Source organism: Bifidobacterium sp. SO1, assembly GCF_018555335.1.
Taxonomy (GTDB): Bacteria; Actinomycetota; Actinomycetes; order Actinomycetales; family Bifidobacteriaceae; genus Bifidobacterium; species Bifidobacterium simiiventris.
In genome coordinates this window covers 21,460-37,984 of record NZ_JAFEJR010000015.1, presented here as the reverse complement: position 1 = coordinate 37,984, position 16,525 = coordinate 21,460, and the positions used below count along the sequence as shown (strand labels likewise).

The 16,525-nt window shown below is 63.0% G+C and carries 17 protein-coding genes; 10 read left to right on the top strand and 7 right to left on the bottom strand.

Going from position 1 to position 16,525, the window contains the following annotated elements; all coding sequences use genetic code 11:
- The first annotated feature begins 115 nt into the window (after positions 1-115).
- Complete coding sequence (lepB, locus tag JS541_RS11195) at positions 116-736, top strand: signal peptidase I (RefSeq protein ID WP_240539343.1); 621 nt, start codon at positions 116-118, stop codon at positions 734-736.
- 104 nt (positions 737-840) lie between these two features.
- Here lepB and JS541_RS11190 read toward each other — a convergent pair whose 3' ends face one another.
- Entirely contained in the window at positions 841-2,391 is a 1,551-nt protein-coding gene (locus JS541_RS11190) for an aminotransferase class I/II-fold pyridoxal phosphate-dependent enzyme (RefSeq protein ID WP_214374588.1), read from the bottom strand.
- A gap of 222 nt (positions 2,392-2,613) precedes the next feature.
- The gene (locus JS541_RS11185; RefSeq protein ID WP_214374587.1) at positions 2,614-3,510 is read right to left on the bottom strand and encodes a LysR family transcriptional regulator; all 897 of its coding nucleotides are present in this window, start codon (positions 3,508-3,510) and stop codon (positions 2,614-2,616) included.
- A gap of 162 nt (positions 3,511-3,672) precedes the next feature.
- On the opposite strand from JS541_RS11185, the gene JS541_RS11180 reads away from it, so the two are divergent.
- The 3 genes from JS541_RS11180 (at position 3,673) to JS541_RS11170 (ending at position 6,104) form a co-directional block, all read left to right on the top strand.
- Positions 3,673-4,329 carry a sugar O-acetyltransferase gene (locus JS541_RS11180; protein ID WP_214374586.1) on the top strand — a complete coding sequence of 219 codons (657 nt, stop codon included), beginning with the start codon at positions 3,673-3,675 and terminating at the stop codon, positions 4,327-4,329.
- A 43-nt stretch (positions 4,330-4,372) separates the two neighbouring features.
- Positions 4,373-5,449 carry an aldo/keto reductase gene (locus tag JS541_RS11175; RefSeq protein WP_214374585.1) on the top strand — a complete coding sequence of 359 codons (1,077 nt, stop codon included), beginning with the start codon at positions 4,373-4,375 and terminating at the stop codon, positions 5,447-5,449.
- A gap of 214 nt (positions 5,450-5,663) precedes the next feature.
- Positions 5,664-6,104, top strand: a complete 441-nt coding sequence (locus JS541_RS11170; RefSeq protein WP_214374584.1) for a GNAT family N-acetyltransferase — start codon at positions 5,664-5,666, stop codon at positions 6,102-6,104.
- A gap of 18 nt (positions 6,105-6,122) precedes the next feature.
- On the opposite strand, the gene JS541_RS11165 is transcribed toward JS541_RS11170, so the two are convergent.
- Complete coding sequence (locus JS541_RS11165; protein WP_214374583.1) at positions 6,123-7,055, bottom strand: helix-turn-helix domain-containing protein; 933 nt, start codon at positions 7,053-7,055, stop codon at positions 6,123-6,125.
- A gap of 205 nt (positions 7,056-7,260) precedes the next feature.
- Here JS541_RS11165 and JS541_RS11160 point away from each other — a divergent pair, with 205 nt between their 5' ends.
- The 3 genes from JS541_RS11160 (at position 7,261) to JS541_RS11150 (ending at position 10,298) form a co-directional block, all read left to right on the top strand.
- Positions 7,261-7,830, top strand: coding sequence for a DUF1349 domain-containing protein (locus tag JS541_RS11160; protein ID WP_214374582.1), 570 nt, complete (start codon positions 7,261-7,263; stop codon positions 7,828-7,830).
- A gap of 109 nt (positions 7,831-7,939) precedes the next feature.
- Positions 7,940-8,596, top strand: a complete 657-nt coding sequence (locus tag JS541_RS11155) for a sugar O-acetyltransferase (RefSeq protein ID WP_214374581.1) — start codon at positions 7,940-7,942, stop codon at positions 8,594-8,596.
- A gap of 610 nt (positions 8,597-9,206) precedes the next feature.
- Complete coding sequence (locus JS541_RS11150) at positions 9,207-10,298, top strand: CTP synthase (RefSeq protein WP_240539342.1); 1,092 nt, start codon at positions 9,207-9,209, stop codon at positions 10,296-10,298.
- A gap of 239 nt (positions 10,299-10,537) precedes the next feature.
- On the opposite strand, the gene JS541_RS11145 is transcribed toward JS541_RS11150, so the two are convergent.
- The 3 genes from JS541_RS11145 to JS541_RS11135 all read right to left on the bottom strand — a co-directional run bounded on the left by JS541_RS11145 (position 10,538) and on the right by JS541_RS11135 (position 13,256).
- Positions 10,538-10,885 (bottom strand): cupin domain-containing protein, encoded by a 348-nt coding sequence (locus tag JS541_RS11145; protein ID WP_236036984.1) that lies wholly within the window; start codon positions 10,883-10,885, stop codon positions 10,538-10,540.
- Between the two features lie 130 nt (positions 10,886-11,015).
- A complete protein-coding gene (locus JS541_RS11140; protein WP_214374580.1) occupies positions 11,016-12,581 on the bottom strand; it encodes a UPF0236 family protein in 1,566 nt (521 codons plus the stop codon).
- A gap of 261 nt (positions 12,582-12,842) precedes the next feature.
- Positions 12,843-13,256, bottom strand: a complete 414-nt coding sequence (locus tag JS541_RS11135; RefSeq protein WP_214374579.1) for a helix-turn-helix domain-containing protein — start codon at positions 13,254-13,256, stop codon at positions 12,843-12,845.
- Positions 13,257-13,408: 152 nt separating this feature from the next.
- Here JS541_RS11135 and JS541_RS11130 point away from each other — a divergent pair, with 152 nt between their 5' ends.
- The 3 genes from JS541_RS11130 (at position 13,409) to JS541_RS11120 (ending at position 15,345) form a co-directional block, all read left to right on the top strand.
- Positions 13,409-13,924: a flavodoxin family protein gene (locus tag JS541_RS11130; RefSeq protein ID WP_214374578.1), complete on the top strand. Its 516-nt coding sequence runs from the start codon at positions 13,409-13,411 to the stop codon at positions 13,922-13,924.
- Positions 13,925-13,990: 66 nt separating this feature from the next.
- Positions 13,991-14,710, top strand: a complete 720-nt coding sequence (locus tag JS541_RS11125) for an SDR family NAD(P)-dependent oxidoreductase (protein ID WP_214374577.1) — start codon at positions 13,991-13,993, stop codon at positions 14,708-14,710.
- A 110-nt stretch (positions 14,711-14,820) separates the two neighbouring features.
- Positions 14,821-15,345, top strand: coding sequence for an NAD(P)H-dependent oxidoreductase (locus JS541_RS11120; RefSeq protein ID WP_214374576.1), 525 nt, complete (start codon positions 14,821-14,823; stop codon positions 15,343-15,345).
- A gap of 70 nt (positions 15,346-15,415) precedes the next feature.
- On the opposite strand, the gene JS541_RS11115 is transcribed toward JS541_RS11120, so the two are convergent.
- Positions 15,416-16,318: a LysR family transcriptional regulator gene (locus JS541_RS11115; RefSeq protein ID WP_214374575.1), complete on the bottom strand. Its 903-nt coding sequence runs from the start codon at positions 16,316-16,318 to the stop codon at positions 15,416-15,418.
- Positions 16,319-16,525 lie beyond the last annotated feature (207 nt).

Sequence of the window (16,525 nt, the reverse complement as noted above, 5' to 3'; positions counted from 1 at the left end):
GTATGCCGCGACGCTCCCAGCGAACCGCCGGGCCGGCTGTGGGATAATGGCGGGCAGCGCAATGGCAGACCGTGCCGCACCGGCGGCGCGGGCGCAGGGAACGGAAGTGACGGATATGGCAAGACACAGCGCACGGGCGAACGAGTCTACGGCCCCCTCGGAAGGACTGATGGACTGGCTTCCTTGGATCGTGGTGCCGGTGGTCGCGGTGGCGCTGATCCGCATGTTTCTGCTGGGCACGTACGTGATTCCGTCCGGCAGTATGCTTGACACGATCCAGCTGAAGGATCGCGTGGTCGCGGTCAAGGTGATGAAGCCGCAACGCGGCGACATCGTCGTGTTCGAGGATCCGGACAACTGGCTGTCGGCCGGCAAGGGCAAGTATCTGATCAAACGGGTGATCGGCCTGCCGGGAGACACGGTCAGTTGCGACGGCGACGGCGCGCCGCTCAAGGTCAATGGCGTGGCGATCGACGAGTCGGCGTATCTGAAGTCCGGGGTGAACCCGTCTGATCAGGCGTTCAGCGTCACGGTCAAGGACGGGATGATGTGGATGATGGGCGACAACCGTTCGGGCAGCGCCGACAGCCGGGCCCATCAGGACGATGCCAACGGAGGTCAGGTGCCGATGAGCAACTCGGAGGGCGTGGCCGTGTTCACGTTCTGGCCTCTTGATCGCGTCCATGTGCTCGATTCGCACCATGAGGTGTTCGCGGCCGTACCCGACGCGCGGTGACGACTGGCTCGTTCCGTTTCATATGCGTGTGGCCTTCCCCATCCGGAGGAAGGCCACACGCATATTGTCTTGGATGCCTCGAATCGCTCTCGGCCCGCCGCGGATCACTGGTGGTAGTACGACAGGAAGTCAGTGAGCTTGTCGACCGCGTCCTTGAGCACTTCGATGCGCGGCAGATAGACGATGCGGAAGTGGTCCGGCTCCTGCCAGTTGAATCCGCCGCCTCGCGTGATGAGAATGCGCTTGTCGTGCAGCAGGTCGAGCGCGAACTGTTCGTCGTCGGTGATGTTGAACTTCTTCACATCGAGTTTCGGGAATATGTAGAACGCGGCCTTCGGCTTGACTGCGGTGACGCCGTCGATCGAATTGAGCGCGTTGTAGATGTAGTCGCGCTGGTCGTGGATGCGGCCGCCGGGCACGATGTAGTCGTTCACGGATTGATGGCCGCCGAGTGCGGTCTGCACGATCGACTGGGCGGGAACGTTCGAGCAGATGCGCATGTTGGCGAGCATGTTGAGTCCCTCGATGTAGTCCTTGGCTATGCGCTTGTTGCCGCTCAGGACCATCCAGCCGACGCGGTAGCCGGCGATCATGTGCGACTTCGACAGGCCGGAGAACGTAACGCAGAACAGGTCGGGCGCCATCGAGGCGATCGAGACGTGCTTGAGGCCATCCATGACGAGACGGTCGTAAATCTCGTCAGAGAAGATCATGAGCTGGTGTTCGCGGGCGAGGTCGACGATCTGCTGGAGCACTTCGGGCGGGTAGAGCGCGCCGGTCGGGTTGTTCGGATTGATCAGGACGATCGCGACCGTGCGGTCGGTGATCTTGGAGCGCATGTCGTCGATGTCCGGATACCATTCGGACTGCTCGTCGCACACGTAGTGCACGGCGGTACCGCCGGCAAGGTTCACGCACGCGGTCCACAGCGGGTAGTCGGGGCTGGGCACGAGCACTTCGTCGCCGTCGTCGAGCAGGGCGGACATGGACAGGTTGATGAGCTCGCTCACGCCGTTGCCGGTGTAGATGTCCTCGATGCCGACATTGGGGATGTTCTTGAGCTGCGCGTACTGCATGATGGCCTTGCGCGCGGAGAACAGGCCCTTGGACGCGGAGTAGCCTTCGGTGTCGGTCAGCTGGCGCGACATGTCGTAAACGACCTCGTCGGGCGTGCGGAAGCCGAACGGCGCGGGGTTGCCGATGTTGAGCTTGAGCACGTGCATGCCCGCTTCCTCCATGCGGGCGGCCTCGTCGACGACCGGGCCGCGCACGTCGTACAACACGTTGTCGAGTTTGGTGGATTTGTGGAACTGACGCATGGGGATTCCTTCTTCCGTGAGGATGGTCTGGTGGTCTGACGCCGTGTGCTGAGATGATGCCCGTGTGGTCAACGCCGGTGCGGCGGGTGCCGTGGATAGCTGCGGACCGCTTGACTGCGACATATCATGGCCGAGCAGCCATTCCTCGTCGACGCCGAGCGTATCGGCGAGGAAGCGCAGCGTTTCCGTACGAGGTATGGTCTTGCCGCCGACATACTGGCTGATGTGGCTTTTGCCGAGTTTGATCCCAGCCCGCTGGGCCGCATGGACGATGTCGACCTGTTTGAGATGACGGGCGCCCATCGCCGTCTTCAATCGCGTCGCGAAACTTTCCATGTCACTCCCCCGATCCCGGAAAGTTCAAAGTTCAAAACCATTGGTTCAAACCATAGCACTACATCATCCCCGAAAACACCGTAAGTTCAATTCACGTCACATTCCGGAAACACAAATTGAACCTTTCGATCGGCGTGTGCCCCTCCTCTGCAGGCCGTGTGCAATCAGCGCCCCACGCACCCGGACACGGTGCGAGGATAGACGGACGAACACCCAACCCCGTCAATCGACCGGATCGGGCACATCGGACACGCCGGCATCGCGCAACGATCCGACGAACGCCGCAGCCGAGGGATTGAGCGTGCGCCCTCGTTTCCACACGACGGCGGACGGCACGTCGAGACGCGGCGTCAACGGCACGAACCGCAGGCCGTCTCCCACCTGCCCCACATCGATGCACAGGGCGATGCCGAGGCCGTGCCGCACCGCGGTCGCCGCGTTCAACGGCAGGTTGTAGGTGCCGGCGACGATGATCTCGTCACGCACGCCGCCGAGCCAGCTGTCCAGCATGCCGCGCACCTGCGGACGGTACTGCATCAGCACTTCTCTCCCCCTGAGATCGACGGGAGCGATCTCGCCGCGACCGGCCAATGGATCGCCGTCACGCATCATCACGCCCCAACGGTCCTGATGCGGTAGATGCAGGAAATCGAACCGTTCCGCATCGATCGACCCGCCCATCACGGCGACGTCGGACAACCCCTGCTCCAACCGCTCCTGCATCACGTCGGCCGTCGCGGAGAACAGCGCGAACCGCACGTGCGGGTGCCGCGCCCGAAACGCGACCATGCGATCGGCCAGCCAATCAACGCCACGCAGCTCACCGCAACACACCGCGATCTCGCCGTTCAGCTCTTCAGCCGAACGGTTCGTCACATCGTTCACGGTCTTGTCGGCGAGTTCGACGAGTGCCCGTGCCCGATCGCGCAACAGCATGCCTTCAGGCGTCAGCGCGACGGACCGTTGGCCCCGTTCGAACAGCGTCACGCCAAGCTCGCGTTCGAGCTGCTGCAGTTGGCGCGACATCGTGGGCTGGGATATCCGCAGCAGTTCGGCGCCGCCGGTGATGCTGCCTTCCTCGGCCACCGCCAGAAAATACCGCAACACACGCAATTCCATGCCCCGCTCCATTTCCTCATCGCCCGCATCGTCCCACGCATCGACAGGATGACACTACGACGTCAGCCATACACTCTAAGCATAGACAACCATATGCTCATGCTATTGGACAATGGATGATAGTGGCGGTTCAATGATGGCGATCGTCGGAAGGAATGCATCATGACCGCCAACGCAACCCTCGCCGTCGCCGCCGACGCATCCACTGTCCGCGACGGCATCTCCGATACGGAACCATCGTCCGAACCGTCTTTGCAAACGACGGATCTGCTTGCCCGTGACCGCGGCGGCGAACCGGTCGATCCGCGCGAGCCCGGCTACGACGCCGCCATCGGCACCATCATCCGCGCTACGAAACGTCTGTGCATCGAACTGAACACCGGATACCACGACTCCGAGGAGACTCATGCGCTCTTCGAACGGATCGTCGGCCATCCGGTCGATCCGTCGTTCCGACTCAATCCGCCGTTCTACACGGATTTCGGCCACAACATCACGCTCGGGCGCAACGTGTTCATCAACTGGGGGTGCATGCTCATGGACCGTGGCGGCATCAGTATCGGCGACGATTCGTTCCTGGGGCCGAACGTGCAGCTCATCACCATCAACCATATGAAGGACCCGGCCCGGCGGGCCACGACCGTCAGCCGGCCGATCACGATCGGCAAGCGCGTATGGATCGGCGCGGGCGCAATCATCCTGCAGCACGTGACGGTCGGAGACGGCGCGATCGTCGGCGCGGGCGCGATCGTCACGCACGACGTGCCGGCCGGCACGATCGTCGCCGGCAATCCGGCACACGTCATCGGCCACGTCTGATCGTGGCATCGCTCACATAATGGCATGGCGAAAGGAACGCATCATGGAAACGAATACCGCGACCGCCCCCACAGCGGCGATGCCGACTCGCATACTGGGCACGGGCCCGGCCGCATTGGAGGTGTCGGCGATCGGCTTGGGCTGCATGGGGTTCACGATGAGCTGGCCGCCGTTCCTGCCGCACGATGAGTCGATCCGCGTAATCCGCGCGGCGTACGAGATGGGCGAACGGTTCTTCGACACGGCCGAAGTGTACGGGCCGTTCACGAACGAGGCGCTGGTCGGCGAGGCGTTGGAGCCGTTCCGCGACGACGTGGTGATCGCCACCAAGTTCGGATTCGCCTTGCACGGCGACCCGAACGGCGACGGCTCCGACGGGAGCGCGGCGTTGGACGCGTCCGGCCGCGTGCAGCAGACCGATTCGCGTCCCGAAACGATCCGCAAGGCGGTCGAAGGGTCGCTCAGACGACTGCGCACCGATCACATCGACCTGTACTACCAGCATCGCGTGGACACGACCGTGCCGATCGAGGATGTGGCCGGAGTGATGGGCGAGCTGATGGCCGAAGGCAAGATCCTGCACTGGGGGCTGTCGGAGGCGGCGCCCGCCACGGTGCGCCGCGCGCATGCGGTCACGCCGGTCACGGCGGTGCAGAACGAGTATTCGATGTGGTGGCGGCGTCCCGAACGAGAGCTGATGCCGATGCTCGAGGAGCTGGGCATCGGGCTCGTGCCGTTCAGCCCGCTCGGCAAGGCGATGCTGGCAGGCCGGTTCACCGCGGCCACGCGCTTCGCCGCCGACGACTATCGCAGCAAGATCCCGCGCTTCTCCCCCGAGCATATGGCGCACAACATCCGCATGAGCGAATACGTGCAGTCGTTGGCGGACGAACGCGACGTCGCGCCCGCGCAGATCGCGCTCGGCTGGCTGCTCGCGCAACGCCCGTGGATCGTGCCGATCCCCGGCACCAAGCACGTCGACCGGCTGCGGCAGAACCTCGGCGGCGCGGCCGTCACGTTCACGCCGGACGAACTGGCCGAGATCAACCGCACGCTCGACTCGATCACCATCGAAGGCGCCCGTTACGCGCCCACACAGGAGGCGCTCACCAACCGGTGACGAACGCAGTTCGACCGACTATCATGAACAAGCATACAAAACTACTCATATGGCTTCTCCATCACCCCATTGAGCCTGCCCCTGCGGGAAGGGGTGTTCGTCTGTCCACTGTGATGCATTACACCGCACATCAATCGCCATGTCCAATAGGCTCTTTCAATGGCCGGCCATACGGTTTGTGAATGGAATCGGACGCGGCTTATACGATGGGATCATGCAGTTGACGGTGAAACGGCTGGAAGAGCTGAGCGCGGCGGAGTTGTATGAGATCTACCGGGCGCGCGTGGCGGTGTTCGTGGTGGAGCAGCGGTGCGCCTATCAGGAGGTGGACGAGGCGGACCGGCATTGCTGGCATGTGTTCCTGCATGACGAGGATGGCATCGCCGCCTATTGCCGCGTGATCGATCCGGGCGTCACGTTTGCGGAAGCGTCGATCGGCCGTGTGCTGGCGACCCGCCGCCGGCAGGGCCTCGGCACGCGGATCGTACGCGAGGGATTGCGCGTGGCACAGGAACGCATGCACGCCGACGTCGTGCATATCGAGGCGCAGACCTACGCGCGCGGCCTGTACGAGCAGCTCGGCTTCACGCAGATCTCCGACGAGTTTCTCGAGGACGGCATCCCCCACATCGGCATGATGTGGCGGGCGCAATAATACGTGCAAGTTTCGCAATCACTCTCTAATCTTCACTCCGGCAACACAGGACGCCGCAAAACCCGTCCGGCAACGGGCACGATATTCCCTTGGCGTGCATCCATAGCGCTGCCGAAACCGTTTGGCGAAATAGCTGGCGTCGTTGAACCCGCAGACATGGGCGATGAGCGCGACGGAATCGTCGCCGGAGACGAGCATCGCCGCGGCCCGACGCAGACGGTAGGAGATCAGGTACTCCCCCGGGCTGACTCCGGCGAGACGTGTGAACAGCCGGAAGCATTCGGTGCGACCGATGCCGGCGCTGGCCGCGATGTCGAGCAAACCGATGCCGGCATCGAAATGCCGTTGAATGAACGTCATCATGGTGCGCATGCGCCGTTCACGAAGCAGTTCCATCTCGTCCGGCCGCTCGTCCGGCACCTTGTCGATCGCAGACAACGTCAGCCGCCACAGTCTCGCCACATGTTCGACGTATTCCAGCGGTGCAGTTGTCTCGCGTTTGCCGATCGACGTAACCGTCAGTATTTCCGCAAGCATGTCACGGTTTCGGCTCGCGTCGAGACGTAGTCCGGCGAGCGGCCGGTTCACGACCGGCAGTATGTGTTCGCCGTAGATCGTGCCGGACGGCTGCCCGGTGAAGAACAACGGAGAGAACGTGACGCAGCTCATGATCGCACCCGGCGTGGGATTGTCTGCCGAGTGCAGCGCTTCGGAATTGACGAAGATGCCATCGCCCTGTTCGAGCCGTATCGCGTCGCCGCCGCCCAGATGATAGTTGCAGGCGCCACGCAGCATGATCGCGAACTCGAAGTCGCGATGCCAGTGCACGTTGATCTCGTGGCCAGCAAGCGTGTCGAAGTAGTCCATGCAGAAGTGGATCGGCAGAGTGGGGTCATCGTACTGCACGTCCTCCAGATAGTCGGAGTTCACCCGAACCGCAATGTTCGCCATGCCACGTCACCTCCATACATCTTCGCGCAGTGAATCCATCAGGGAATGATCCTTCTATATTTTGGAATCATCATACCAATATTTCACCAAAGCAAGCGGAATTTGAGAGAGCTTACGGAATTATCATCATAATCAATCATCCCAGCCAAACGGGGATACGCAACCGGGCACCGATCCCGGATCACCGATAGAAAGGAATCCCATCATGCTGCGCGCAAACTCAGACAACGTCACATTCAACATCAGCGGCAACGTACTGACCATCGAATCCATACCAGGCAAGGACTTCTTCGTCAATCCCGTGGACGACAGCGTGGTAGCCGACGCGGCATTCGTCTACCGTCCGGTCGTGGGCGACTTCGTTTGCCGAGCCAAGATCTCGCTCGAGCACAAGGCGAAGTTCGACGGCGGCGCACTGTTCGCCTATCAGGATGACACCCATTGGGTGAAGGCCTGCTTCGAGCAGGGCGATTACGGGTTCAAGTCGGTGGTCACCGTGGCGACCGACGGCGTTTCGGACGACTGTTACGGCGTCACCGTTCACGGTGATTTCGTCTGGCTGCAGCTCGCCCGCACCGACGATGTGTTTTCGATCCACTACTCCTTCGACGGCATGCAGTGGTTCATGTCGCGCCTATGCTCCTCCATGCCGTTCGACCGGCTGCTCAAGGTCGGGTTCGAGGCCCAGTCCCCCACCGGCGAAGGCGGCACGCGCACCTTCACCGACTTTGAGATCCTCGACCATCGCCTGTCCGATCCGCGTGCCGGACAGTGACCGCGCAACTCCCGGGTCATGTTCGGCTTATCCGATTCGATCCGGGTACATCGAGCATGTCACCTATAATGTACGACCGTACACAACTTCGGCGAAGGAGCGAACAATCATGACCACGAACACCTACGACGTCACCGCGGATCTCACGCCCGAGGGCCGCGTCGAATGGGATCTTATGGTGGCCGGCGAGGTCTATCAGGACTCGCATCCGGAGATCGAGCGCAAGCGCGTGGAGGCCAAGAAGCTGTTCCGCGCCTACAACACGCTCGACTACGATCAGGAGGCCGAACGCCGGGCGATCATGGAACAGCTGTTCGCCGAGGTCGGCGACGACGTGTTCATCGAGCCGAACTTCCGCTGCGAAATGGGCCGCAACATCTCGATCGGCTCGCACGCGTACATCAACTTCGACTGCGTGATGCTCGACAACGCGCCGATCACGATCGGCGACTACGTGTGGATCGCGCCGATGGTCGGCCTGTTCGCCACGAATCACGCGCTCGACTTCGAGGAGCGTAAGGCAGGCGCATGCCAGGCCAAGCCGATCGTGATCGAGGACGGCGTGTGGCTGGGCGGCCATGTGACCGTGCTCGGCGGCGTGACCATCGGCCGCGGCTCGGTGATCGGTGCGGGTTCGGTCGTCACGCACGACATCCCGGCCGGCGTGGTCGCCGTGGGCAATCCGGCCCGCGTGCTGCGCCCGATCACCGAAGCGGACAAGACCGGCTTCTGCGAGCGCATCACCGCCCGCGACGCGGCCCGCTGACGGCGCGGATGGATAAAAGAGCGACCGACTATCAGCGAACGATTACTTCCTGTCGCGCCGTCGATCCGACTATCACTTCGGAGGAGGAGACGGCCACCGACACCTTCACGCCGGCGTTCGCGATCCCCATCGTCATAGTCGTTATCACCGCAACGTTCGTTCGGTGCACTGACGCCGGGACTTCCCCACGTTTCGCCACGGCAATCAATCCAAGACCATTCCGCACACCCACCCATCAGTGGAGCCGTACGGAATGGTCTTGCCCCGTTCACGTCAAGCATGACGACGAGACGGTTCGCGTTCCCGGACACCATCCCGTGCACCCGAATCGCACACGGTCTAGTCGCAACGGCACAGTCCGAGGCCGACCTCTCCACACCAAGTCGACACCATAATCCGTCCTCGCAAAGTTCGCATGATTTCAAGGGTTGCGCGAACTTTATGAGGTTTGGGAGGCCTTTTTCCTCGCAAAGTTCGCAAGGTCGTCAAATCATGCGAACCTTGCGGAGCCGGGACCGAGCCGAACGATACAACACGCCGAAGCATACCTTTCGACCACATACCCCTGTTTTCATTGCGCGGGTAGCCGCATGCGCCCATCATTAGCCGTATGCGCAAGAATACGGACATCGACAACCTGTGCAACGAAGCCGAAACTTTCCGCCGCTGCTTCTCCCCTGCAACCGGCGCGCAACGTCACGCCGTGATCACACGGCTGCGATCGGGGCTGCTGGTCCGCCCCCATCGCGGCATCTACGCGCGAGCCGAGTACTGGAACGACCTGAATGCCAGCGAACAGGCACGTCATGTCATCCGCTCACTGGCGTACCGGCAGCCATCCCGCGTATTCGCCGGACTCAGCGCCGCCGCCATATTGCAACTCGAATACAGTTGGCGGCTCCACAGAGACGATGCGGTGTTCATCGCCTCGCCCACCGGCGGCAATTCCCGCTGTCACACGAACATCCGCCGCATCTTCATGCGGCATATGCCGGTGGTCCGGGTAGCGCATCGTCCGCGTCCCGGAGGCCTCACGATCTCCGTCACGCCGGAGCATGCGTTGTCCGCCGCGCCGGCTGATCCGGGGACGGAGATCGTGCGAGTCACTTCGCCGGCAAGGACGCTGGTCGATTGCGGTTTGCGATATCCGTTTGCGCAGGCGATGCCCATGTTCAATTCGGCGTTGCGCAGGGGGCTCGTCACCTTGGATGAGGTAATGGAGACGTGCGACGGATTGCATACGGACCATGGCCCCGTGCTTCGCTTGTTGCATTATGCGAACCCGTTGTGCGAGAACGGCGGCGAATCGTGGTGCTACGCGACGGTCCTCGATCTGGGGTTCGCGGTGCCGCAATTGCAGCATGTGTTCGTCGACCCCGATGCCCCGTGGAAACGGTACCGCGTCGACTTCGTATGGCATACGCAGGACGGACGCATCATCGTGCTGGAATATGACGGCACGGGCAAGTACGTCGATCCGAAGATGACGGGACGACGCGGCGTACAATCCGTGGTACATGACGAACGCGAACGCGAGGACGCGTTGCGCCGCGCCAAGGTGACCACGATTATCCGGACGACGTTCGACGAGGTTGCACAACGATCGCCGCTGATGCACAAATTGTTAGACGCCGACGTGCCGATGACCGGCATGCATCCGTTCTACGAACGACGGACGGACGTCAAAGGACGTGAGTATTGACTTGGAAGACCGGCAGGTATGGGCTCGAGCACGCCGTTCTCCTCGCAAAGTTCGCATGATTTCGTGAGATGTACGAACTTTGCGAAGTTTGATCCACTTGTTTCCTCACATAGTTCGCACGGTCGACGAAATCATGCGAACTTTGCGAGGAGAAACTATGGAGATTACGACGAAAGCGGACTCCGGACAAAACAGGACCAGGAACCGCATAACAAATCATTCCGAACGAACGATGACGTTCAGCTCCGCACCATGATCAGGACCATCTTGGACGCTTCCGCGGCGTACACCGCATGCGGCAGCCGGGTCGGGAAATGCAGGATGCCGCCCGGCACGAGATCCACGGTCTTGCCGCCACCGGTGACCTTGAGATGTCCTTCGAGACATTGCACCAGCACCGGCACTGCGGCGGTGTGCTCGCTCAATTCCTGCCCCTTGTCGAAGGAGAAGAGCACCACGTTGGCGCCTTCCACCTGCATCACGGTACGCGAGACCGTGGCTTCGGGCTGCACCGCCACCAGCGATCCCAAATCATCGATGAACTCCATCACCTCAGACGGCTGCGGGCCACTCGTCTGTTCGCTCATCTTCGAAATCCTTTCATTCATCGCCGCAACGCACCGTGTTTAGTTGTTTGATGGGTTGAGTGGCGACGCTGACGCTCGCACCATGCGTGGTGTTGTTTGAAAACCTACGCGTGGGAGCGGACGTGGCGTGTTAGCGTGTGCCTCGTCGGATGGCTCGTTTGCGGTTGCCGGCCGTGGCGACGCGTGCCTGTTTGCCGGTCGTGCCGTTGCCGTCGTGCAGGCGGTTGGCCTGCGTGGCGGTCAGCGGGGGTTTGAGCTGGTATTGCTCGGTTTGTTCGAGCGTGACATGGGTCGTGGGACGTTTGTCCGCGGGAGCGCATGGCGCGGGCGCGAGGGTGAGTCGGCCGGTGCCGGCCAGGCTCGAGCGGCAGCGGACCATGCTGTCGAGCCCCGTCACGCTCCACGCGAGCCCGGTGTGTTTGGTGCGCGCGCAGACCACGTGCGCGTTCGTGGCCTCCATCGTGCCCAGCGAGGCGTCGGCGATTCTCGCCTGGTTGGACGCGATGTACTTGTACAGTTCGGTCAGTTTGCCCATGGTCGCGGCGAACCGGTCGTTCTCGCGGCCGGCGCATTCGTGCGCGGCGACGCTCATCCAGTCGGCTATGGTCTTGAGCGCGAGGTCGGGGCGGATCGCGTCGATGGCCTTGAGGATCGGCGTGACGAGGGGTCTGGGCGCGAGTTTGCGGGTCTTGTCGCTCAGGTGCCAGCGGTCCATGACGCCCGCCGCGTCGGCCCTGACGAGTTCGCCGATGTCCCGGTAGGCTTTCTCCCCGTCGCATCCCCAGTACGCGCGTTTCACGTCGCTCAGGTCCCATTTCATGTTGACGAGTCCGGCGAGCCGGTCCGCGAACGTGATCCCGTCCTCGACGGCCGCGTACACGAGCGCGTTGCGGCACCGGTTGGACGTCGTCCCGCCGTCCGTCTTCGCGACAGACGTCTTGCCCTCGTACGCCTTCGCGTCGCGTACCTGCGCCCATTTCGGCATGTTCGCCTTTTTCATGGCCCGGGTGCGCTGCAGATGGCAGTACACGCCGTCGGCCTCCATGAACAATGTTGCGGTCTTCTCCTCGCCGACGACCTCGCCGCCCAGCCACCGCCTGCTGGCCTCCTCGGCCCGGGCCGTGAGCGGTGCGGCGCATGTTTCGATCGCGTCCTTGACCGCGGACGGGCTCAACGCCTCCCGGGAGAACACGGCCACGTGCGCGGCCGCGGGACGATACGCCTGATCGCACGCCATCGACGCGACGAACGCCTTCAGACCCCGGCTTGCCTTCTCGCGCGGCATGCACATTCCCGTGTCCTCGAACAGGAGATACCGCGGCCTGCCGTCCGCGTCCCGGTAGCGGCGCACGCGGAACTCGACCGTGCCCGCGATCGTCAGCAGCCGTTTCACGTCCCGTCCGATCACCCTCAACGAACGATCGCGCGAGGCGAAGATCTCGTCGTCGCGCGCGCTCAGACGCGCGCCCAACGCGGTCAGGGACAGGCGGGTGAACGGCGCGACCGAACGCGATTCGAGATCCAACGCGTCCGACGCCGCGCCGATCGCCCCGCCGGACTCGCGCCACGCGTCCGCCAAGCCACGCACCATCACCGAAAGCATGTCCTCGTCACCGGCGAACGCGCGCTGCAGGCAACGCCACGCACGCGCATGCTGCTGACTCATCGACACACTAACACTGCTACCCTTGACCACGGAGGCTCCTTCGCTAGAACGGTTAGGTTTAAGGCACCACCCATTCTGCCTAGAAGCCTCTCGTCATACCAACCCCACCATCAAAACAACAAACACGGTCGCCGCAACGGTGCGTCTGACGGCAAGCACCGTCCAATGCTACGATCATGCATCACACGACGACCGATCCGTCGCCGGACGCATCTTCCAAGCGTATCCGCTTCCCGACCGGACATTGTTTTCGGCGCGCCACGAACGCCGATCCGGTATCGCTTTGGTTTGTTACCCCATCGGACCGTCGGCCGAGGAGCCGCGCGCGTCGAGCAGACGCTGGCCCCATTTCTCGAATTCCTTGAGGGCGGGGATGATGGCGTAGCCGTTGGCGGTGAGCGCGTATTCGACTCGCGGCGGCACCTCGTTGTATTGGGTGCGGCTGACGAGCCCGTATTCCTCGAGGTCGCGCAGCGTGTTGGTGAGCATCATGTTGGTGATGCCGAGCTCGCGTTTGATCTCGTTGTACCGGGCGGCGCCGCGCACGGACAGCACGTACATGACCGGCAGCTTCCACTTGCCCTCGATCGCCTTGAACGCGTAGCCGATGGCGCAGGTCGGCGCGGTGAGACTTACGTCGGCTTCCGCGGCGACATGTACGTCAGGCAGCGTGGCCGTTTCGTTTGATTCGACTTGCTCGTTCATGGTTTCCCATCCTAACATCGTTGCCATATTCCAAAAATCAGTTTTTTATTCTAAGAACGAAAAGTATATGTACTCATGCATACTGTCCTTATCGGAACACCGCGGAACACGTATCCGCGGCAAGACAACCAAACCGATCGAAAGGACCGATCATGGCCAAGCACATTCTCGTCATCCAGGGCAGCCCGACCAAGGGCGGCAACGCCGACATGCTCGCCGACGCGTTCATCGAAGGCGTCGAGTCCGCCGGCAACACCGCGACCAAACTCACGCTCGCCGACATGAACATCGCGCCGTTCACCGGCTACGACCAGCCGGCCGACGACATGACGACCGTGATGGAGCAGATGAAGGCGGCGGACGGCATCGTGATCGCCACGCCGACCTATTGGATGCAGTTCTCCGCGCAGATCAAGGCGATGATGGACCGCCTGCCGTTCGACGCGCACGACGATCTCGCCGGCAAGGAGTCGGCACTGCTGGTCGCCGGCGCCAGCCCCGAGGAGGTGCTCGCCAAGAACGTGCTCGGCTACTACGAGATGTGCTTCGGCGAAAGCCTCGGCTGGAAGATCAAGGGTTCCGTGCTGGCCGCCGGCGTGTTCGCGCCCGGTCAGGTCGCCGGCACCCCGTATCTCGACAAGGCGCGCGAACTCGGCCGCGAGTTCTGAGCCGCGCATTCCACGCATCCCCCATCGCACCGCATACCGAACAGCACGCCCCGAAGGAGCATCATCATGCAGATCGCACTCATCACCGGCTCAGGCCGCAAGGGCGGCCTCGGCTACGAGACCGCCCGTCAGCTCGGCGAGGCCGGCTATCACGTCATCCTCGCCGCACGCCGGCCGGAACTCGCGCAGCTCACACAGAAACTCATCGACGCCGGCATCTCCGCCAGCTATGTGCGTCTCGACACCACCGACGAGGCAAGTGCCGCCGCGGCCGCCGCGGAAGTCGACCGCCGCTTCGGACGGCTCGATGTACTGGTCAACAACGCGGCGTCCATGCGCGCCGGCGCATCCGTCGAACAGCAGGACATCGCCGAGATGCGCGCCGTGCTCGACACGAACGTGATCGGCACGTGGATCGTCACGCAGAAGTTCATTCCGCTGCTGCGCAAGTCGGAGCACGGCCGCATCGTCAACGTGTCCAGCGGCGCCGGCTCATACGGCGACCCGCAGTACGGGTTCCTGCACGGCGCGATGGGCATCCCCGCGTCCGGATACGGCATCTCCAAGCTCGCGCTCAACGGGTTGACGATCAAGACGGCGAAGGAGCTTGCCGCCGATCGTATCCTCGTCAACGCGGTCTGCCCGGACATCACCGACACGTTCGGTTCGGGCATGTTCGGCCGTCCGGTCGAGGTGAGCGCGAAAAGCGTGACGTGGGCGGCGATGCTGCCCGACGACGGTCCGACCGGCGGCTTCTTCCGCGACGGCCGGCCGCTGCCGTGGTGACGGCCTACTGAGCGTCAGTCTCCCGAATCGATCGTCCCATGCGGTACAGTAGTGGCAATACGCGCAAACCGTATGATCGCCACCGCCACAACGCAGTCGAAGGAGACATCATGAAAACGCTGGTCCTCGTCTTTCACCCCGATCTGAGCCGCTCCCGCGCGAACGCCGCGCTCATGGCCGCCGCGCAACAGGACACCGATGGCAACGTCACCGTGCGTGACGAATACGCGCTCTACCCGAACGGCAAGATCGACGTGGCCGCCGAACAGCAGCTCGCCGAGCAACATGATCGCATCGTGCTGCAGTTCCCGCTCTACTGGTATTCCGCGCCCGCGCTGCTCAAGGAGTGGGAGGACAAGGTGCTTGAATACGGCTGGGCGTACGGCACGGACGGCGAGGCGCTTACGGCCAAGCAGATCATGGTCGCCACGACCGCCGGCGGGCCGGAATCCGAATACCAGCCGGTCGACGACGGTGCGACGATCGACGAGGTGCTCTCGCCGTACCGCATGATGGCCCGGTACACGCATGCCGTGTGGTTGAAGCCGTTCGTCGTGTTCGAGTCGATGGAACTGGACGATGCGGCGCTCGCCGACGCCGGACGGCGGTATCGCGAGTCGCTGCTGGCCGAATAGCACAGTCGGCGATACCTTCGTCACATATGATTCCGCGCGCTCAGTGCTCTCATACGCATTGGGCGCGTTTCTATTGCAGCACGGCGCCGATCGCGTCCACGAACGCCTGGACGGCGGCGGACGGTTCCTTGGGATAGAACAGCCCATAGGCGATGGTCAGATCCCAGTCCACCGGCATCGGGCGGATCATGGGATGGATGCCGGTGCCGAAGGTGCGGGCGAGGATCAGATCGCCGCTGGCCGCGCACGCGTTGAAATCGTCGAACGTATACGACCGCATGTCAATCAGCGTGACGCCCGGCACCGCGGACAGCACGGCCCGCGCCCGATCCATCGCATCGTTGACGCCGGGCGCGGGGATATGGATGCGCTGGCCTTCCAGATCATTCAAGTGCAGCGTCGAGCCGGAGCGGACCGATAGCTGATTCGACAGGGGCACGCCCATGCGCAGCGGATACTCGCCCAGTTTGAGCACGTTGCAGTCATGCTCCCGACGCCCCGGAGAGAAGCCGTTGGCCGTCATGTCCACGTCCTCGCCGAGATGGTCGAGCGCAGTCATGAATCCGTCGGGGCCGTCCGCCAGCGAGACCAGCTCCAGACTCACGTGACGTCCCTGGTTCGCGAGCCAGACCGATGCGCGCGGCCACAGTTCGAGCAGCGGGGTCGCCGGACGCAGCATGGATACGGCGAGCCGGACCGTCTCCCCCGCCGTTCGTTCCAGTTGCCGAGCATGCTGCAGCGACCGTTCGCTTTGCCGGATCAGGCCGCGCGCGTCCTCGATCAACGCGCGTCCGGACGCCGTGGGGGTCACGCCGTTGTTGGTCCGGTCGAACAACGTCAATCCGTATTCGTGTTCGAACCCGGCGATCTGTTTGATCACCGCGGTCGCCGACAGATGCAGCCGTTGCGCCGCCCGGCTGAAACTGCCGCATTCCTCCGCCGCGATGATGGCGTCCAATCGCCTGTCGTACATGCCGCCTCCGTCCCGCGCGCGCCTGTTGCATTCTTCCCAACATCAGTTATAACCAAAAGAGCGCACTCGAATACCACAAGGCGTCACGATACAGACCGGACGCATAGCCGGCGACCATACAATGCGATATCGGAAGCATCCGTCGATCATCATGTCCGACGCGACGGACGATATCGTGAAGGGAAGTCGTTATGCCGGCAATGGCAA